General features: G+C 64.0%; 18 protein-coding genes, 1 tRNA gene and 2 pseudogenes. 6 read left to right on the top strand and 15 right to left on the bottom strand.

What is annotated here, in order from left to right:
* Positions 1 to 53: 53 nt before the first annotated feature.
* Positions 54 to 409, bottom strand: a pseudogene (locus tag P1U48_RS12750) (helix-turn-helix domain-containing protein); the annotation flags it as partial.
* Positions 410 to 537: 128 nt separating this feature from the next.
* Between P1U48_RS12750 and modB the strand changes: the two are divergent.
* The 3 genes from modB (at position 538) to P1U48_RS12735 (ending at position 3,128) form a co-directional block, all read left to right on the top strand.
* Positions 538 to 1,233: a molybdate ABC transporter permease subunit gene (gene modB / locus P1U48_RS12745; RefSeq protein ID WP_301069414.1), complete on the top strand. Its 696-nt coding sequence runs from the start codon at positions 538 to 540 to the stop codon at positions 1,231 to 1,233.
* Positions 1,230 to 2,321 (top strand): molybdenum ABC transporter ATP-binding protein, encoded by a 1,092-nt coding sequence (gene modC, locus P1U48_RS12740; protein WP_301069413.1) that lies wholly within the window; start codon positions 1,230 to 1,232, stop codon positions 2,319 to 2,321. Before modB ends, modC begins: the two co-directional genes overlap by 4 nt.
* Before the next feature lie 69 nt (positions 2,322 to 2,390).
* Positions 2,391 to 3,128 carry a tyrosine-protein phosphatase gene (locus tag P1U48_RS12735; protein WP_301069412.1) on the top strand — a complete coding sequence of 246 codons (738 nt, stop codon included), beginning with the start codon at positions 2,391 to 2,393 and terminating at the stop codon, positions 3,126 to 3,128.
* A gap of 19 nt (positions 3,129 to 3,147) precedes the next feature.
* On the opposite strand, the gene P1U48_RS12730 is transcribed toward P1U48_RS12735, so the two are convergent.
* The 7 genes from P1U48_RS12730 to P1U48_RS12700 all read right to left on the bottom strand — a co-directional run bounded on the left by P1U48_RS12730 (position 3,148) and on the right by P1U48_RS12700 (position 9,958).
* Positions 3,148 to 4,083 (bottom strand): AEC family transporter, encoded by a 936-nt coding sequence (locus P1U48_RS12730; RefSeq protein WP_301069411.1) that lies wholly within the window; start codon positions 4,081 to 4,083, stop codon positions 3,148 to 3,150.
* 4 nt (positions 4,084 to 4,087) lie between these two features.
* Positions 4,088 to 4,885 carry an MBL fold metallo-hydrolase gene (locus tag P1U48_RS12725; protein ID WP_301069410.1) on the bottom strand — a complete coding sequence of 266 codons (798 nt, stop codon included), beginning with the start codon at positions 4,883 to 4,885 and terminating at the stop codon, positions 4,088 to 4,090.
* Positions 4,885 to 5,688, bottom strand: coding sequence for a TatD family hydrolase (locus tag P1U48_RS12720; protein WP_301069409.1), 804 nt, complete (start codon positions 5,686 to 5,688; stop codon positions 4,885 to 4,887). Before P1U48_RS12720 ends, P1U48_RS12725 begins: the two co-directional genes overlap by 1 nt.
* Positions 5,689 to 5,710: 22 nt before the next feature.
* A complete protein-coding gene (locus P1U48_RS12715; RefSeq protein ID WP_301069408.1) occupies positions 5,711 to 6,832 on the bottom strand; it encodes a DNA polymerase III subunit delta' in 1,122 nt (373 codons plus the stop codon).
* 111 nt (positions 6,833 to 6,943) lie between these two features.
* Positions 6,944 to 7,597, bottom strand: a complete 654-nt coding sequence (tmk, locus tag P1U48_RS12710; protein WP_301069407.1) for a dTMP kinase — start codon at positions 7,595 to 7,597, stop codon at positions 6,944 to 6,946.
* The gene (locus P1U48_RS12705) at positions 7,594 to 8,832 is read right to left on the bottom strand and encodes a D-alanyl-D-alanine carboxypeptidase family protein (RefSeq protein WP_301069406.1); all 1,239 of its coding nucleotides are present in this window, start codon (positions 8,830 to 8,832) and stop codon (positions 7,594 to 7,596) included. The genes tmk and P1U48_RS12705 overlap by 4 nt, the downstream gene beginning before the upstream one ends.
* A 67-nt stretch (positions 8,833 to 8,899) precedes the next feature.
* Complete coding sequence (locus tag P1U48_RS12700) at positions 8,900 to 9,958, bottom strand: SPOR domain-containing protein (protein ID WP_301069497.1); 1,059 nt, start codon at positions 9,956 to 9,958, stop codon at positions 8,900 to 8,902.
* Between the two features lie 347 nt (positions 9,959 to 10,305).
* Between P1U48_RS12700 and P1U48_RS12695 the strand changes: the two genes are divergently transcribed.
* A tRNA-Ser gene (locus tag P1U48_RS12695) sits at positions 10,306 to 10,395 on the top strand.
* A gap of 259 nt (positions 10,396 to 10,654) precedes the next feature.
* The gene (locus P1U48_RS12690) at positions 10,655 to 10,825 is read left to right on the top strand and encodes a hypothetical protein (protein WP_301069404.1); all 171 of its coding nucleotides are present in this window, start codon (positions 10,655 to 10,657) and stop codon (positions 10,823 to 10,825) included.
* A 63-nt stretch (positions 10,826 to 10,888) separates the two neighbouring features.
* Here P1U48_RS12690 and P1U48_RS12685 read toward each other — a convergent pair.
* The 7 genes and pseudogenes from P1U48_RS12685 to P1U48_RS12655 all read right to left on the bottom strand — a co-directional run.
* Positions 10,889 to 11,938 (bottom strand): annotated as a pseudogene (locus P1U48_RS12685) (recombinase family protein); the annotation flags it as partial.
* Positions 11,935 to 12,264 (bottom strand): hypothetical protein, encoded by a 330-nt coding sequence (locus P1U48_RS12680; RefSeq protein ID WP_301069403.1) that lies wholly within the window; start codon positions 12,262 to 12,264, stop codon positions 11,935 to 11,937. The gene P1U48_RS12680 and the pseudogene P1U48_RS12685, both read right to left, overlap by 4 nt.
* Before the next feature lie 82 nt (positions 12,265 to 12,346).
* Positions 12,347 to 12,673: a hypothetical protein gene (locus P1U48_RS12675; RefSeq protein WP_111734230.1), complete on the bottom strand. Its 327-nt coding sequence runs from the start codon at positions 12,671 to 12,673 to the stop codon at positions 12,347 to 12,349.
* Between the two features lie 174 nt (positions 12,674 to 12,847).
* Positions 12,848 to 13,195: a hypothetical protein gene (locus P1U48_RS12670; protein ID WP_301069401.1), complete on the bottom strand. Its 348-nt coding sequence runs from the start codon at positions 13,193 to 13,195 to the stop codon at positions 12,848 to 12,850.
* On the bottom strand, positions 13,188 to 13,844 hold the full coding sequence (locus tag P1U48_RS12665) for a TraM recognition domain-containing protein (RefSeq protein ID WP_301069400.1): 657 nt from the start codon (positions 13,842 to 13,844) through the stop codon (positions 13,188 to 13,190). The genes P1U48_RS12670 and P1U48_RS12665 overlap by 8 nt, the downstream gene beginning before the upstream one ends.
* A gap of 12 nt (positions 13,845 to 13,856) precedes the next feature.
* Complete coding sequence (locus tag P1U48_RS12660; RefSeq protein WP_301069399.1) at positions 13,857 to 13,982, bottom strand: hypothetical protein; 126 nt, start codon at positions 13,980 to 13,982, stop codon at positions 13,857 to 13,859.
* A complete protein-coding gene (locus P1U48_RS12655; protein ID WP_301069397.1) occupies positions 13,966 to 14,379 on the bottom strand; it encodes a tyrosine-type recombinase/integrase in 414 nt (137 codons plus the stop codon). The genes P1U48_RS12660 and P1U48_RS12655 overlap by 17 nt, the downstream gene beginning before the upstream one ends.
* A 187-nt stretch (positions 14,380 to 14,566) precedes the next feature.
* Between P1U48_RS12655 and P1U48_RS12650 the strand changes: the two genes are divergently transcribed.
* The gene (locus P1U48_RS12650) at positions 14,567 to 14,755 is read left to right on the top strand and encodes a hypothetical protein (RefSeq protein WP_301069396.1); all 189 of its coding nucleotides are present in this window, start codon (positions 14,567 to 14,569) and stop codon (positions 14,753 to 14,755) included.
* Positions 14,756 to 14,769 lie beyond the last annotated feature (14 nt).

Raw genomic sequence — 14,769 nt, 5'->3', positions numbered from 1 at the left:
GGTTTCATGCTGCTTTTTGCTCTTCCAAGCCGGTCCAGTATGCTTCGTCCGGCGGCCGCCATGGAGCGGATCGACCAATAGGTGGCATCCTTCGGCGTGCTGTTCCGCGTGCGTTCGACTACCGCGGCAACCTGATCGTCCGATACAGTGCGTGGCCGACCGGGGCGGTATTCGTCGGTCAATCCCTCGATCCGGTCCTTCACAAACCGCCTGCGCCACTTGCCAACAATGTGCTCATGCATCCCGAGCCGCGCACCAACCTCCTTGCTTTGAAGCCCTTGCGCGCAGAGCAAGATCATCCTGCACCGGTCCGAGAGCGACCGTGCCGCCTTGTGTCGCCGACCTGTGCCTCGAGGAAGGCGCGTTCCTCGTCGCGCAGAACGACCGCGTCTGCCAAACGCCCCACCATCGCATCATCTCCCGATATACATCAGGTCAACGATACGAATTACAGTTCCAGGTGACTAGGGCTTGCCAAACCCCACCCCGACTTGCCAGATCCCCCGATTGGATCGTGCGGAAAGGTGTGGCGGCGAAATGGGTTGGCTGGGCCCCGAGGAATGGCAAGCGGTGACGCTGTCGCTGAAGGTTGCCTTTTGGGCGACGCTGCTGTCCTTACCCGTCGCCCTCGCGGTCGCCTATCTGCTGTCCCGTTTCCGGTTTCCCGGGCGTGACATCCTGAACGGGCTGGTGCATCTGCCGCTGGTGATGCCGCCGGTGGTCACCGGCTATCTGCTGCTGGCCAGCCTTGGCCCGCAGGGCGTGATTGGCGGCTGGCTTGAGGCGCATCTGGGTCTGGTCTTCGCCTTCCGCTGGACCGGCGCGGCGCTGGCCGCCGCGGTGATGGGCTTTCCGCTGATGGTGCGCGCCATGCGCCTGTCGATCGAAGCGGTGGACCAGCGGCTCGAAGACGCCTCGGCCACCCTTGGCGCCGCGCCCTGGCGGGTGTTCGCCACCGTCACCCTTCCGCTGTCGCTGCCCGGGGTGCTGACCGGTGCGATCCTGGCCTTTGCCAAGGCAATGGGCGAATTCGGTGCGACGATCACATTCGTCTCCAACATCCCCGGTGAGACCCGGACCCTGGCTTCGGCGATCTACACCTTTCTGCAGGTGCCGGGTGGCGAGGCCGCGGTGGTGGCGCTGGTCGGCGTTTCCATCGTGATTTCGATGATCGCGCTGGTCGGATCCGAGGCGCTGGCACGGGCGCTGTCACGCCGGATCGGCATGGCATGAGCGGGCTCAGCGTCGATATCAGCCACCGGGTCGGGGCGTTCACCCTGACCGCCGCGTTCGAGGCGCCGGGCGGGGTCACCGCGCTGTTCGGGCATTCCGGCGCCGGCAAGACCACGCTGGTCAATGCGGTGGCCGGGCTGCTGCGCCCCGACCGGGGCCAGATCCGGCTGGGTGACCGGGTGCTGTGCGATTCTGCCGCCAGGCTCTGCCTGCCACCGCATCAGCGTCGGATCGGTTATGTGTTCCAGGAGGGGCGGCTGTTTCCGCATCTCAGCGCCGCCGCCAATCTGGCCTATCCGGCCAGGGTGACCGGGCGCCGACCGGACGCCGCCGCAACCGCGCGGGTGGTAGAGATGCTGGGCATCGGGCCGCTGCTGGCCCGGCGCCCCGGTGCGCTTTCGGGGGGTGAAAAGCAACGGGTGGCCATCGGGCGGGCGCTGCTGTCGGCGCCGGAGCTGCTGCTGATGGACGAACCGCTGGCCGCGCTCGACCCCGAACGCAAGGACGAGATCCTGCCCTATCTTGAACGGCTGCGCGACGAGGCGGCGCTGCCGATCCTCTATGTTAGCCATGTGATGGAAGAGGTGGCGCGGCTGGCGACCTCGGTCGTGCTGCTGGCTGAGGGTCAGGTGGTCGCGGCAGGGCTGGCCGAGGTGCTGTTCGCCGATCCCGACCTGGCGCCGCGTTTTGGCCTGCGTCAGGCCGGGGCGCTGCTGAGCGGCCAGATTATCCGCCATCACCCGGACGGGCTGAGCGAGATCGCAGTGTCCGGTGGACAGCTGTTCCTGCCGCATGTCGCCGCCGATCCCGGCACCCGCCTGCGGGTGCGGATCGAGGCGCAGGATGTGATCCTGGCGCGCGACCGGCCTCAGGGGCTGTCGGCACTCAACATCCTGCCAGCGGTGGTGGTCGCGGTGAAACAGGGCCAGGGGCCGGGGGTGATCGCGCAGCTCAAGGTCGGCGAGGATCTGATCCTGGCGCGGCTGACCGCCCGCTCGGCTCTGGCGCTCGATCTGGTGCCGGGGCGGCATTGCCATGCCATCGTGAAATCGGTGGCGGTGGCGCGCGGCGATGTTGCACGGTTCTGACCTTTGGTTGCAGCCCCCCGGCAACCCCGCCAAAGTCGCCGCGACATAGGGGAAATGACAATGAGCGACATGGCAAACGGACCAATGTTGAGCGGCGTGCATAATATCCGCGGGCTTGGCGGCCATCCGACCGGCAGCGGCGAACGCACCCGGGATGGCGCCTACCTGCGCGGCGACGCGTTGCGCGGACTCGACAGCGCCGGACTCGCGGCGCTGCTGGCCTCGGGGCTGACCACCATCCTCGACCTGCGCTCGCATCACGAGGTCGACGAGGCGCCGAACCCGCTGGCCGATCACGACGCGGTGCAATATCGCCACCTGCCGCTCTATGACCGGCTGGCCACGATTGACGCGATGGCGCAAGGACAGCCGGGCGGCTTTGACATGGGGCTGCGCTATCGCGCCGGGTTGAGTGGCTGCGGCCCGGCCTTTGCCGAGGCGCTGGATTTCCTGGCTCAGCCGCATCCGGGCACGGTGCTGTTCCACTGCACGGCGGGCAAGGATCGCACCGGGCTGATCGCGGCGCTGCTGCTGGAAAACGCCGAGGTCGGTCGCGACGCCGTGGTGGCCGATTACGCCCGCACCGCCAGTCATGGCGCCGGGCTGATCGCGGTGCTGCGCGCCCGCTCTCGCGCCCGAGGGACCGATCCGGCGCATGCCGAACGGGTGCTCGGCTCGCGCCCGGAAACGATGCGGGCAACGCTGGACTGGCTGGATCGCGAACACGGCGGCGCTGTGGGCTATTTGGCGGCCATCGGGGTGCCAGAGGCGACTCGCGCGGCATTGCGCACCAGATTGCTGGGTTAAGCGGACCCCGCGCCGCGCCTCAAGGCAGCAGGGTCAACCAGAGCCAGACGCTCAGCAGACAGCCCATCGTGGTCATCAAGACCGACGAGGCCGCCACCCGTTCCGCCCGGCCATAGATATTGGCAAAGACATAGGAATTCACCCCCGGCGCCACTGCGGCGGTGATCACTGCCGAGCGGAAGGCCGATTGCGACAGCCCGGCGACACTGCCCGTCGCCCACATCAAGGCCGGATGCACCATCAGGGCAATGACGCAGACCATGGCGATCAGCCGCCCGTCGCCCTCAAGCTTGTATTGGGTCAGCACCCCGCCGATCGCGAACAACCCGACCGGCACCGCCGCATTGGCCAGCATATTGATCGCCGCATAGAGCGGCACCGGGGTGATCAGCCCGGCCAGGTTCACCACAAAGCCCAGCGCCAGCGCGATCACCAGCGGATTGGCCACCACCTGGCGCAGGATCTGACGGCCCAGCGCCAGCGGGCGAAATCCGTTCTGACCGGCCCGCACCAGCTCCATCGACACAATGCCGAGGGTGTAGCAGAACGGCGCATGGATCGCGACGATGGCGAAATTCGAGGCCAGCGCCTCGTGACCATAGGCGCGTTCGGTGATCGGGATTGCCAGCATCAACGTGTTCGAGAACAGGCAGCAAAAGCCGACGACGACGCTGTCTTCCCAGTCGCGGCGAAACACGTAATGCGCAGCGAACATGCCGATAAAGAAACAGGCGGCGGCGGCGGCATAATAGGACAGCAACAGCGGCGCGTTGAATTCCTGGCCGATATCGAGGTTCACCACCGCGCGGAACAGCAGGCAGGGAAAGGCGACCACCTGGGCGAATTTGGTCAGCGCCTCTGACATCGCGGCGGCGGTCAACCCGCCGCGCGTCGCCGCCCATCCGGCACCGATCAACAGGAACACCGGCAGGATGACCGTGATCAGCGCTTGCATCCGGTCAGGCCGGGTAGGTGATCGTCATGCCGTCATAGGCCGGAACGATGTGATCGGGGGTTTCGGCGGCAACGGTCGCGTAATCGAGGTCGATATGCATATTGGTCAGCACCGCGCGCTTCGGCGCCGCCCGTTCGATCCATTCCAGCGATTGCGCCAGATGCGAATGAGTCGGATGCGGTTCCCGGCGCAGCGCGTCGAGGATCCAGCAATCGAGGCCCTGCACCGCCGCCCAGGCTTCGTCCGTCATCTTGGCGACATCGGGCAGATAGGCCAGATCACCGATCCGGAACCCCAGCGCGTCGATGGCCCCATGGTTGACCTTGAACGGCTCGAACACGATCTCGCCGCCGTCGCCATCGATGGTGATCGGCCCGTCGATCGTGTGCATGTTCATGATTGGCGGATAGGGCGAACCTGCGGGCTGCACGAAGGCATAGCCAAAGCGCGAGAACAGATCGTTCTGGGTGTCGCCATCGGCCCAGACATGCAGCCGTTTGCGCATGTTGTAGACGATCATCCTGAGGTCATCGAGCCCATGCACATGATCGGCATGGGAATGGGTCCAGATCACCGAATCCAGCCGCCCGACCCCGGCATTCAGCAATTGCTGGCGCAGGTCCGGCCCGGTGTCGATCAGCACGGAGGTGGTGCCATCCGCCCCCTCGCGTTCGACCAGAAGCGCACAGCGATGGCGGATATTGCGTGGCTCGTTGGGATCACAATCGCCCCATTTTCCGCCCAGACGCGGCACCCCGCCCGAGGATCCACAGCCGAGGATGGTAAAACGCAATTCGCCCATTACGCGGCGGCCCTCCATGCGGCGGCTTTCCAGAACAGCCGATCGAAATTGGCCTGGGTCGCGGCGGCAAATGCCGCATAGTCGAGGCCAAAAGTCTCTGCCGCCCTGCGCGCCGTGTCGGCGGTATAGGCCGGTTCGTTGCGCCGCCCGCGATGCGGTGGCGGCGCCAGATAGGGGCTGTCGGTTTCCACCAGGATCCGGTCGAGCGGCACGGCGGCAAAGATATCGCGCAACGGCTGGCTTTTCGGAAAGGCGGTGATTCCCGACATCGACAGATAGAACCCGAGGTCGAGCGCGGCACGCGCCAGCTCCGGCGAAGACGTAAAGCAATGCATGACGCAGGAATAGGCGCCGTTGCGGTATTCTTCGGACAGGATACGGGCGGCATCGTCATCGGCGTCGCGGGCATGGATGATCAGCGGCAGGCCGGTGGCGCGGGCTGCGGCGATATGAATGCGCAGCGACTCCTGCTGCGCCTCGGCGCTGTCGGCGGAATAGTGGTAGTCCAGACCGGTCTCACCGATACCGACGAATTTCGGATGCCGGGCCAGCGCGATCAGCTGATCGGTGGTCGCCATCGGCTCACTGGCCACGCTCATCGGGTGGCTGGCGGCGGCATAGAACACCGGGTCATGCGCCTCGGCCAGGGCACGCACCGCCGGTTCGTTTTGCAGCTTGGTGCAGATGGTGACCATGCGGGTGACCCCGGCGGCGGCGGCGCGGGCAATCACCTCGCCATGTTCCCCATCGAAATCCGGGAAATCGAGGTGGCAATGGCTGTCGGTGATCTGCGGAATATTCATTGCGGCCTCGGTCGGCGCCGGGTCAGGCCGCGGCGGTCTTTTGGATCTTGAACAGGGTATCAAGGATCAACGCCGCAGGGTCAAGGTTAACGGCAGCGCCATGCCGGGCGCGGGCGCCGATCAGCTCGGCCGCTTCGGCCCAGCGTCGTGCCGCGGCGCTGTCCGGGGCCAGACGCGCCAGCAGCGTCGCCTCGCCCGGCGCCGCCTCCGGGCTCGGCGGGGCACCGATGGCGCCAGTGCGGGCCAGCCGGGCGAGGAACAGCGCGGTCAGGCTGTGCACCAGCTTGCGCCGTTCCTCGGCGCCGCGGGCCGCGGCACTGTCGGCCAGCGTCAGGGCACGGCGCCGGTCAAGCCGGGGCAGCCCGGCAAAGGTGGCGATCAGCTCGGCATAGAGTTTCGGCCCCTCCAGCAGGCAGAGGCGCATCGCCTCGCCCGCCGATCCGGCCGCCAACGCCGCCAGCGCATCCGTCTGTCCGGCGGTGTCGATCCCGGCCTGATCCAGCGCCCGGGCGATATCCTGCACCGACAGCGGCGCCAGCCGCAATTCCCGACAGCGCGAGCGGATCGTCGGCAGCAGCGCCGAGGGCCGGTGCGCCACCATCAGGATCGTGGTCTTGGCAGGCGGCTCTTCGAGGATCTTGAGGATCGCATTGGCGGCGTTGACGTTCATTTCGTCGGCGGCATCGACGATCACCACCCGGCGCCCACCATCCGCCGAGGACAGGGCGAAAAAGCCCTTCATCTTGCGGGCTTCGTCGACGGTGATCTCTTGCTTCAACCGCTTGGCCTTGTCGTCATAGGGGCGGCGCAGCACGAACAGCCCCTGTTCGGCCCCCGAACGCATCCGCCGCGCGACCGGGTGTTCGGGGTCGATGGCCAGGGTTTCGACGGGTGGCGGCGCCCCGAACAGACCAGCACTGTCGGCCAACGGGGTGGCCAGCAGAAACCGCGCGATCGACCAGGCCAGCGTCGCCTTGCCGGTGCCCTTGGGCCCGGTGATCAGCCAGGCGTGATGCAGATGGCCGGAATTGAACGCGGTCAGAAATCCAGCCTGGGCGGCGTCCTGACCAAAGATCTCGGGCGTGTCGCGGGGATGCGGCGCGCCGTCGATCCGGTCGGGTTCTGGGGTAAGCTCGTCAGTCATCGGGATCCGCGCATGGTTCGCCTGCAAGGATAGGCAGGTGCGGCGGCGAGGTGAAGCGGGAAAGCGGGCGACGATCGCCCCCGTCCGTGGCGTTCATGCCCCGCGCCTGCCCTAGCCGCGCGCCGCGGCGGCGCCCAATTCGCTTTGCACCAGATCCAGCACATCCGCCGCCACCGCCTCGATCGCGCGGCCACCGTCGATCACCCGGAACCGGTCGGCAAATTCCGCCGCCAGATCCAGAAAGGCGCGGCGCATCTGCGCCTGCAAACCTTCGCCAAAGCTCTCAAACCGTTCCTCATTGCCCTGACGACCCAGCGCCCGCGACAGGCCTTTGGCCGGTTCCATGTCGATCAGCAGGGTCAGGTCCGGCTCACGCCCGATCATCAGCCTGTGCAACTGATCCACTATTGGCCGCAGATCGCCACGAGACACGCCCTGGTAGACCCGGGTGGAATCGGCAAAGCGATCGCAGATCACCACCTTACCCGCCGCCAGGGCTGGCTGGATGGTGCGTTCCAGGTGGTCGCGCCGGGCGGCGGTGAACAACAGAATCTCGGTCTCGGCCGACCAACGGTCCGGGGCGCCCTCAAGCACCAGACGGCGGATTTCCTCGGCCCCCGGCGATCCGCCGGGTTCGCGGGTCAGCACCACCTCATGACCGCTGGCCTGCAGCGCCTCGGCCAGCAGCCGGGCCTGGGTGGATTTTCCGGAGCCGTCGATCCCCTCAAGGGAAATGAACAGACCGGCGCCGGTTCCTTGGCTCAAGAGCTGGCCTCGGGCGCGCTGTCCAGCCGGTTCAGCAGATGCTGCGTCGCCGCCCGCATCCGCACCATGATGCCGCCGCGCGCAACCCCGTCGGCAGTGACGACCGGCACCCGGATTTCCGGCAGCCCCTCGGGGCGCAGGATCAATTCGCCAACCTCGGTGCCCGCTGAAACCGGCGCACGCAGCGGCGATTGATAAACCACCTCAGCCGCCAGCCCAGACCCTGCCAGCACCGGCAACAAGGCGCTCACGTCGCGGGCCGGGGTCAGCCCGACCTGATTCACCTGCCCCATCGAGACCTGCGCCTGCAGCACGATGTCACCGGATTTGATCACTTCTTTTTCGGCAAACTGGCGAAACGCCCAATTGACGATCGACCGGCTCTCCTCGGCCCGCGATTGCGGGCTGTCGAGACCGGTCAGGGCAAAGACCACCCGGCGATCGCCCTGTTTTGCCGATCCGACCAGGCCATATCCGGCCTCGGAGGTGTGCCCGGTTTTCAGACCATCGGCGCCGATGCCAAGACCCAGCAGCGGATTGCGGTTGTGGACATTCTGTGGGGCGCGATTGTCAAAGGCGAATTCGCGCTCGGCGAACATCGGGTAGAACTGCGGGAAATCCTCGATCAGATGCGCCGCCAGCAGCGCCAGATCGCGCATCGACATCCGGTGCCCCTCTGCGGGCCAGCCGTTGGAATTGGCAAAGGTAGAGGCTGTCATGCCCAGCTGCTGGGCCCGCTGGGTCATGTAATTGGCAAACCCGGCCTCGGTCCCGTCCGGCGACAGCGCCTCGGCGATCACCGCACAGGCGTCGTTGCCGCTGAGCACGATGATGCCGCGAAGCAGATCCTCGACCCGAACCTTGTCGGTGGTATCCAGGAACATCGTCGAGCCGCCATAGGACATCGCATGGCGCGATACCGGCAGTTTCTCATCGAGCTGCAAGCGCCCGTCGCGGATCGCCTCGAAGGCCACGTAGAGCGTCATCAGCTTGGACATTGATGCTGGCGGCAGCGCCTCGTCCGCGTCCTTGGCCAGCAGGATGGTGCGGGTGCTGATGTCGATCACAAAGGCGGCGCGCGCCTTGGTGTCAAAGGCCCGAGCTGGCAGGGCGGCCAGCGCCAGCAGCAGCAACGCGGCACTGATCCGGGTAAAGCCGGCCCAGATAGGGCGGCGTCCTGGCCGCGCCTGCCGGTCGGCGCAGGGCGTCATCTGGCATGCGGGGAATGTGATCATGGCTGCCTCCGTCTGGCCAGGGCCGATCCTGGCCCCGGTTTTGCCCGCGATACTGGCATGACGGCGGTCAGTTTGTCACGGCATAGGCGTCGGTAAAGCCCGCCGATTTCACTTTCTTGAGCAGCTGCGCCTGATCCGCGCTGCTGGTCGCCGGGCCGATCAGCACCCGCCAGAATTTCTTGCCCTTGCTGGACTGTTTGCGCACCGTTGGAATCATCCCGGCCTGGCGCATCGCGGTGGCGGTGTTGTTGGCATTCTGCTCGACGCTGAAGATCCCGATCTGCAGATAGGGCTTGCTGAGGCCGCTGGCGCGCGCCGTCTTGACGGCGCTGGCCGCCGGGGCCGATGCCGGTTGCACCCTTGCTGCGGACGGCGCCGCCTGGACCGCCGGTTTCATCGCATTCAACGGCGTGCTCTGCACCGCCGGGGCCGACAGGGTCGTGGTGCTTACACCACTCGCCATCTCTTTGGCATCGGCGGCGGGCGCGGCTTTCTTCTTGCTGAACAGCTTGGAAAAGAAGGTTTCTTTCTTCGCCGGTTCCGGGGTCGCCCCGGCCATCTCGACAGCGGAATCGGTCGCCGTGGTTGCAACGGCGGCAGCGGCCGCGACAGGCGCTGTGGCCTTGGCCGCCGGTTGCTTCTTGCCCTCGGCCTTGTCGATGGCCGACGCCGCCGAGGCGATCGGATCCAGCGCCTGCTCCTCAACCTTGTCGGCGGACGGCAGCGCTTCGGGTGCCTGTGGCACCTCTTCGCGACGCAGGGCGGTGACGTTCAGATTGATCGGCGCACCGGCCAGCAACCCAAGCGCAGCGGCGGCATCCGATGACACCTGGAACCGGGGACCGGGGTTTTCCCGTTCGCGGCGGAACAAGGCACCGATGACGAATTTGTCGTTGGCGGTGTTGCGGATCAGAACCCGTTCCGGATCCTTCACATCCGGATGCGCGACCCAGACCCCGCCCAGTGACGGGCGGCCATCCCAAAGACCGGCCTCGGTCACCTGAAACACCTCCGGCGCCTCGATATCGCGCTCGATCAGCCGGGTGGCGCGCCGGGTGGCGACCTCATCACTGGCGGCCTCTTCTGCCGGTTTCGACTGGAACAGCGGAAATTCGCCGCCCTCCATGCAGGCCGAGGTTGCCAGCGTCAGCGACAGCGCGGTCGCGGCCCGAATGACACGCGAACTGGGGGCCCCTACGGCCCCAAAAAACTGGGTTTTCCCTTGTAACATGCCTGATCCCTTGCCTGTGTGACGGTCATTGCCGCTGGTGCCGGTTACTCCGGCGCTGCCGATAGGATCGCCCTTTGCGGGCGTTGATTTGGCGAGAGTGTAACCTTTCACACCGCACAAGAAAAGCCTGCCGTGAAGGGGGCCCGGAATGGCACGCCGCGGCGTGGCCCAGTTGCACAGGCCGGCTGGACCGTTGGTTGCATTTGCCGAATCATTTGCCGCCCGTTACAGCGGTCAAACCCGGAGGAGTGGCAGAGTGGTCGAATGCACCGGTCTTGAAAACCGGCGTGCGTGAGAGCGTACCGTGGGTTCGAATCCCACCTCCTCCGCCATTTTACAATCCCGCACGGATTCCCCTCCTAACACTTTGAACAGAAACGAAACCTCCGGGGTTCGAAACCCTGTTTCGCGGCAGTAGGCCAAGCGGTCTGTAAAGGCCAGTCTGAGCACGAGTCGTTGCAGGTCGAAGCGACCTGTTTCCCAGACTTTCCAAAGGTTTGCAGGAAATCGGACGGCGAGTTCGAACATTTGCTCAAAGCCTGCTCTCGGTTTGCCTGTTGCGTCAGCTTTTTCGGCTAGCAGGAGTTTCTGATGTTCGAGTTCGGCAATCTTCTTTTCGTAAGCTTTGACGACCGTGCTGGTGTCGGCCTCCATGAGACGGGACAGCAGCGTCTCCACTTGCTTGTCCAATTCGCCGATCTTGTTGGCATAGAGCGCGGCATTTTCACGGGCGCGGTCCTGGCGCTCATTCCACGCGGCTGAGAACATCCGTTTGGCCAGTGACAGCTTTGCCGGAGACGGTGCAACGTCACGCAGCAGGTCTGCGAACTCACCCTCGATCACGGCGCGCCGGATGGATTTCCGGTAGGAGCCGCAGCCCTTGTTGAAGCACATGTAATAGGGATGCTTGTCTCCGGTCTTGGACTTCGACCAACAAGAGGTCAGTGGCTTTTCACAATCACCGCAGAGCGCGAAGCCGCGTAGCGGGAAGTCCTTGTTGATGTCCGCTCTTGCGGCAACACGCGCACCTTCGCGGATACGCTGCTGGATACGGGTATAGGTTTCCAGCGTGATCAGCCCCTCATGCTTGCCCTTCATGAGCGGAATGCCCCAGGCAGGCACCTCGATATATCCCGCATAATGCGGACGAGTGAGCAGGCGGATCACCTCTTCATAGCGCATGTAGCCGTTCGGAAAGCGGGAGGCGAAGACGGGTTCGGATTCGAGGTAGGTCTTCACTTCGGACTGGGACGCATAGCGCCCGGTTGCAAACCCCTCCAGCGCGTCAGTGATGATGGTTGCCATCGGTTCATCCCGCACCAGCAGTTTGCCGTGCCCGTCCACACGCGCATATTTGAAACCCGGCGGCGCAGGGAAACACCAGTAACCGTTCATGGTACGGGCGCGCATGCGGTTGGTGGTCTGTTCGCGGTTCTTCTGGCGCTGGTGCTGCGAGACGGAGGCGAGCAGGTTCTCAATCAAGACGGAATCGGAATCTTCACCAAAGGTGATGGACGGGCTTTCCAGCTTGCCGCCGATATCTTTCAGGGTGCGGCGGAGCGTCCAGTGACTCTCAACGTCGCGGGCAAAGCGGCTGATATCGTCGATAATGACAACCACACCGTCCAGCTTCGAGGCTTTGATAAAGGCAATGAGTTTGTTGAAGGACGGGCGGTCCATCAGGCCGCCGGACACGCCCCGTTCATAGAAGGTCTTGATAACCTCATAGCGTTTACGCTCCGCATATTCACGGCAACGGGTCGCTTGGGACTCAAGGCCGTGGCCTTCCTCAACCTGTTTGGCAGAAGACACGCGGCAGTAAATGACCGCCTTGGGTATTGTTGGATCGGAAAATGGTAGATGTTCTGCGCTCATGGTCGCTCCTCTTCTTGTTGTTTTTCAGGGGATGCGACTGTTTCACGCGGCAGGTCTTCAAGGCACAGGTAGTTTAGCACATCATCGAAGCCCACGTCACTTTCGGGGAAGAGTTTATCCCCAGGCTTGACGCTGAACCCCAGATCAACAAACGCGACCATCACCTGCCACAGGGCGAGCAGACATTCCTTCTGCTGCTCTGCGCTCAGACCTTCACCTTCCAACTCAGCCCCGTAATCGTCCAGCAGGCGATCACCGAGTGACCTTGGCGGCCCGAGCGTGCTCAGGTCTTTCTGCTCTGTTTTCGTTTTCCCTCTATCTTTCATGGTGCGTCCTTTCTGTTTTTCTTGTTGATGTCAGGACGGGCGCGGCCCCACACAGCCAAGCGCCCGTCCGCTGTTCGGTTACTCACCTGCGGAAGCGTGCCGGACGCTCAGAGCGAGAGCGGTTGCTTCCCTGTTCAGCCTGTTGCTCGGTGTTCCGCTCGTGGCTGCGTTCGCGCTTCAGGTCACGGACCACGCCGTGCGCTTCACGAGCAAGTTCGGCCACGCGCAACAGCTCACTTGCAGAAAACGATTGTGTCTCCTGAAGGTGGCCGTCCTTGTCCTCGTAAATCTTGGCAAGAGAGACCGTGTAGTACGGGCCTTTCTCGGATGCGTTCTCCCAGATACTCGCCTTCAGACGGCTATCGCGCAGGGTTTCGATTGGTTTGTTGGGCACAGTTGTACTGTCCATGGAAATGCTCCTTTCCTTGGTTGGTGGTTTAGTTTTCGGGATTTGTCGTTTTGCTCTTATGGTCCGCGAGGACATGCCGTCAGCGAATAAGAACAAAGATAGAACATATCACATCGGCTTTCTCCTTTTCAACGTAAAATTGAGCAAGATCAGCACATTAGACTTTGCTGATATTCATCGGTCGCGCGCCCGCCGAAAAAACCGACTGGCCACATTCAGACGGCGTTCCTCGAACTTCGCACGGGACAGGCGGCGCATCTCTTCCCAGTCAGCATTGAAGCGGGCGCGGTTTGGCGGGGCGAAGTCAGGACGCGGTTCCGGCAGATCGAAGCGGTTGATCTTTACATGCCACTGGTCGCGCTCTGCGAGGTCGCGGGTGGCGCGAGGTTCAGGCGTCCGGCCTGTCCGCAGGGCTTCAAACGCTTCCCGCGACAGCCCGGCATCACGGGTGAACTTGGCATCATAGGATGGTAGTTCGCCCCGGTGCTGAAAACTGTAGGAACTGGGACGGCGGTCACGCATCACCGCTCTCCCCGATATGCGACCAAATCCCGTCCCGGTATTGCGGCAGGTGGGCGAAGGGGTCGGGCACACGCTCACAGATGACGGGGCGCAGTTCCCTACGGCCTGTATTGGTCGTCACGCTCACATGGTCATAGGGCGGATGATAGGGGTTCGGGTGATACCGCCCCGCCACAAACGGCTGATCGAAGTACGGCGCGCGTTCCGCCAGCACCGCCCCCGGCAGGCCATCCGCAAAGATGAACTGGCGGTTCTCCGGCAGGTTCAGCACTTCATCCGTGGTGCGCAGCGGGCGGCGTTGCCGTGTCTGCCACTGGCTTTCCAGTCGCTTCTGCATGAGCTGCGGGATCAGATCGAACGGATCGGCCCCGCTGAAGAGATTGCCAAGTAGCCTGGCCTGATCGAGGCGCGCTCGCCCTTGCCGGATGGGATCGTTCCATTTGAAGGTCTGCACCCCGAGCATTTCCGAGATCGTGCGCGAGGACAGGACATCGCGCAGGCTGAAATAACTCTGGCAACCCGCACTGGAGGTGATGATGTCCCGCGCGCCGGGTGCGAGATCATCCATCTGCTTTAGTGACTGGAACACCGCCCACGGGCGAATGCCCATGTGCCGCAAAGTTGGCCGAGCCAAACGGATGACGGTCATTCCAGTCCTTGCTCATGACAGCCCCCACTGAACGAGGCCGACGACCACGATCAGGCCGAGGATCATCATCTTGCGGCGGGATTTGCGCTGACGGCGCAAGCTCGAAGGGTCTTCGATGACCTCACTGTCCTGCTGCATCACCTTCATCGCCAGATGCAGGCCGTAGGCGGACAGGGCAGCGTGACGGGAAGAGCGCTGCGTGATCTTCGGGAGCCGGATGTAGCTTCAGCCAGTCCTGGATCGCGCTTGCTGCCGTCCCGTTCAGCGTAATCATCCTATGCCGCTGATTTTTCGACTGCATGAGATCGAGGGTGTCGCCTGCGCTCAAATGCGCAACCTGTCCAACGCGGATGGAGAGCAGTTCATTGGCCCGGTAAGCCGTGTTGATGCCGAGCGTGAACAGACACAGGTCACGCGGCCTTGCCGATAAATTTTTCTTGATCGCTGCAATCGCCGAAAGATCACGGATCGGCTCCACCTTGGTCGTGGAACCAGCCTTCGGATGATTGGAATTTCGGAGTCTGTTCAACGGCATAGAGCTGACAAAGCGCCCGAATTAGTCCGATGTCAACTTCTACTCAAAACTTGACATACGTGAGTATGTAACGCCCGGTCAAGCCTTTAGGACGTCATTCCTACTGTCTCTTCCCCCTGAAAACGGCGCTCGTCCTAACCTACGGCGAATACCCCAACTTCTGAGTAGAAGTTGAGGAGAAGGTCCGATGCTGAACCGCCTGAGCGCCCCCGTTACAGCCGCTTTTCTGGCCTTTGGGCTGCCCGCGTCCGCCGAGCTAAACCCCGGCCACCAGGTTGATGAGGGCGTGGATATCATCGTCGGGGAAGCGGACGCGGCACACGAGCTGATCGTGTTGTCAAGGGCGGCGCAAAATTGGTCCATTAGGGCGGCGTAAAAGTAGGCCAGTTT

This window comes from Pseudooceanicola sp. (genome assembly GCF_029213205.1).
GTDB lineage: Bacteria > Pseudomonadota > Alphaproteobacteria > Rhodobacterales > Rhodobacteraceae > Pseudooceanicola.
Note: the sequence above shows the minus strand (reverse complement) of the source record. Positions and strands in the feature narration are given on the sequence as shown.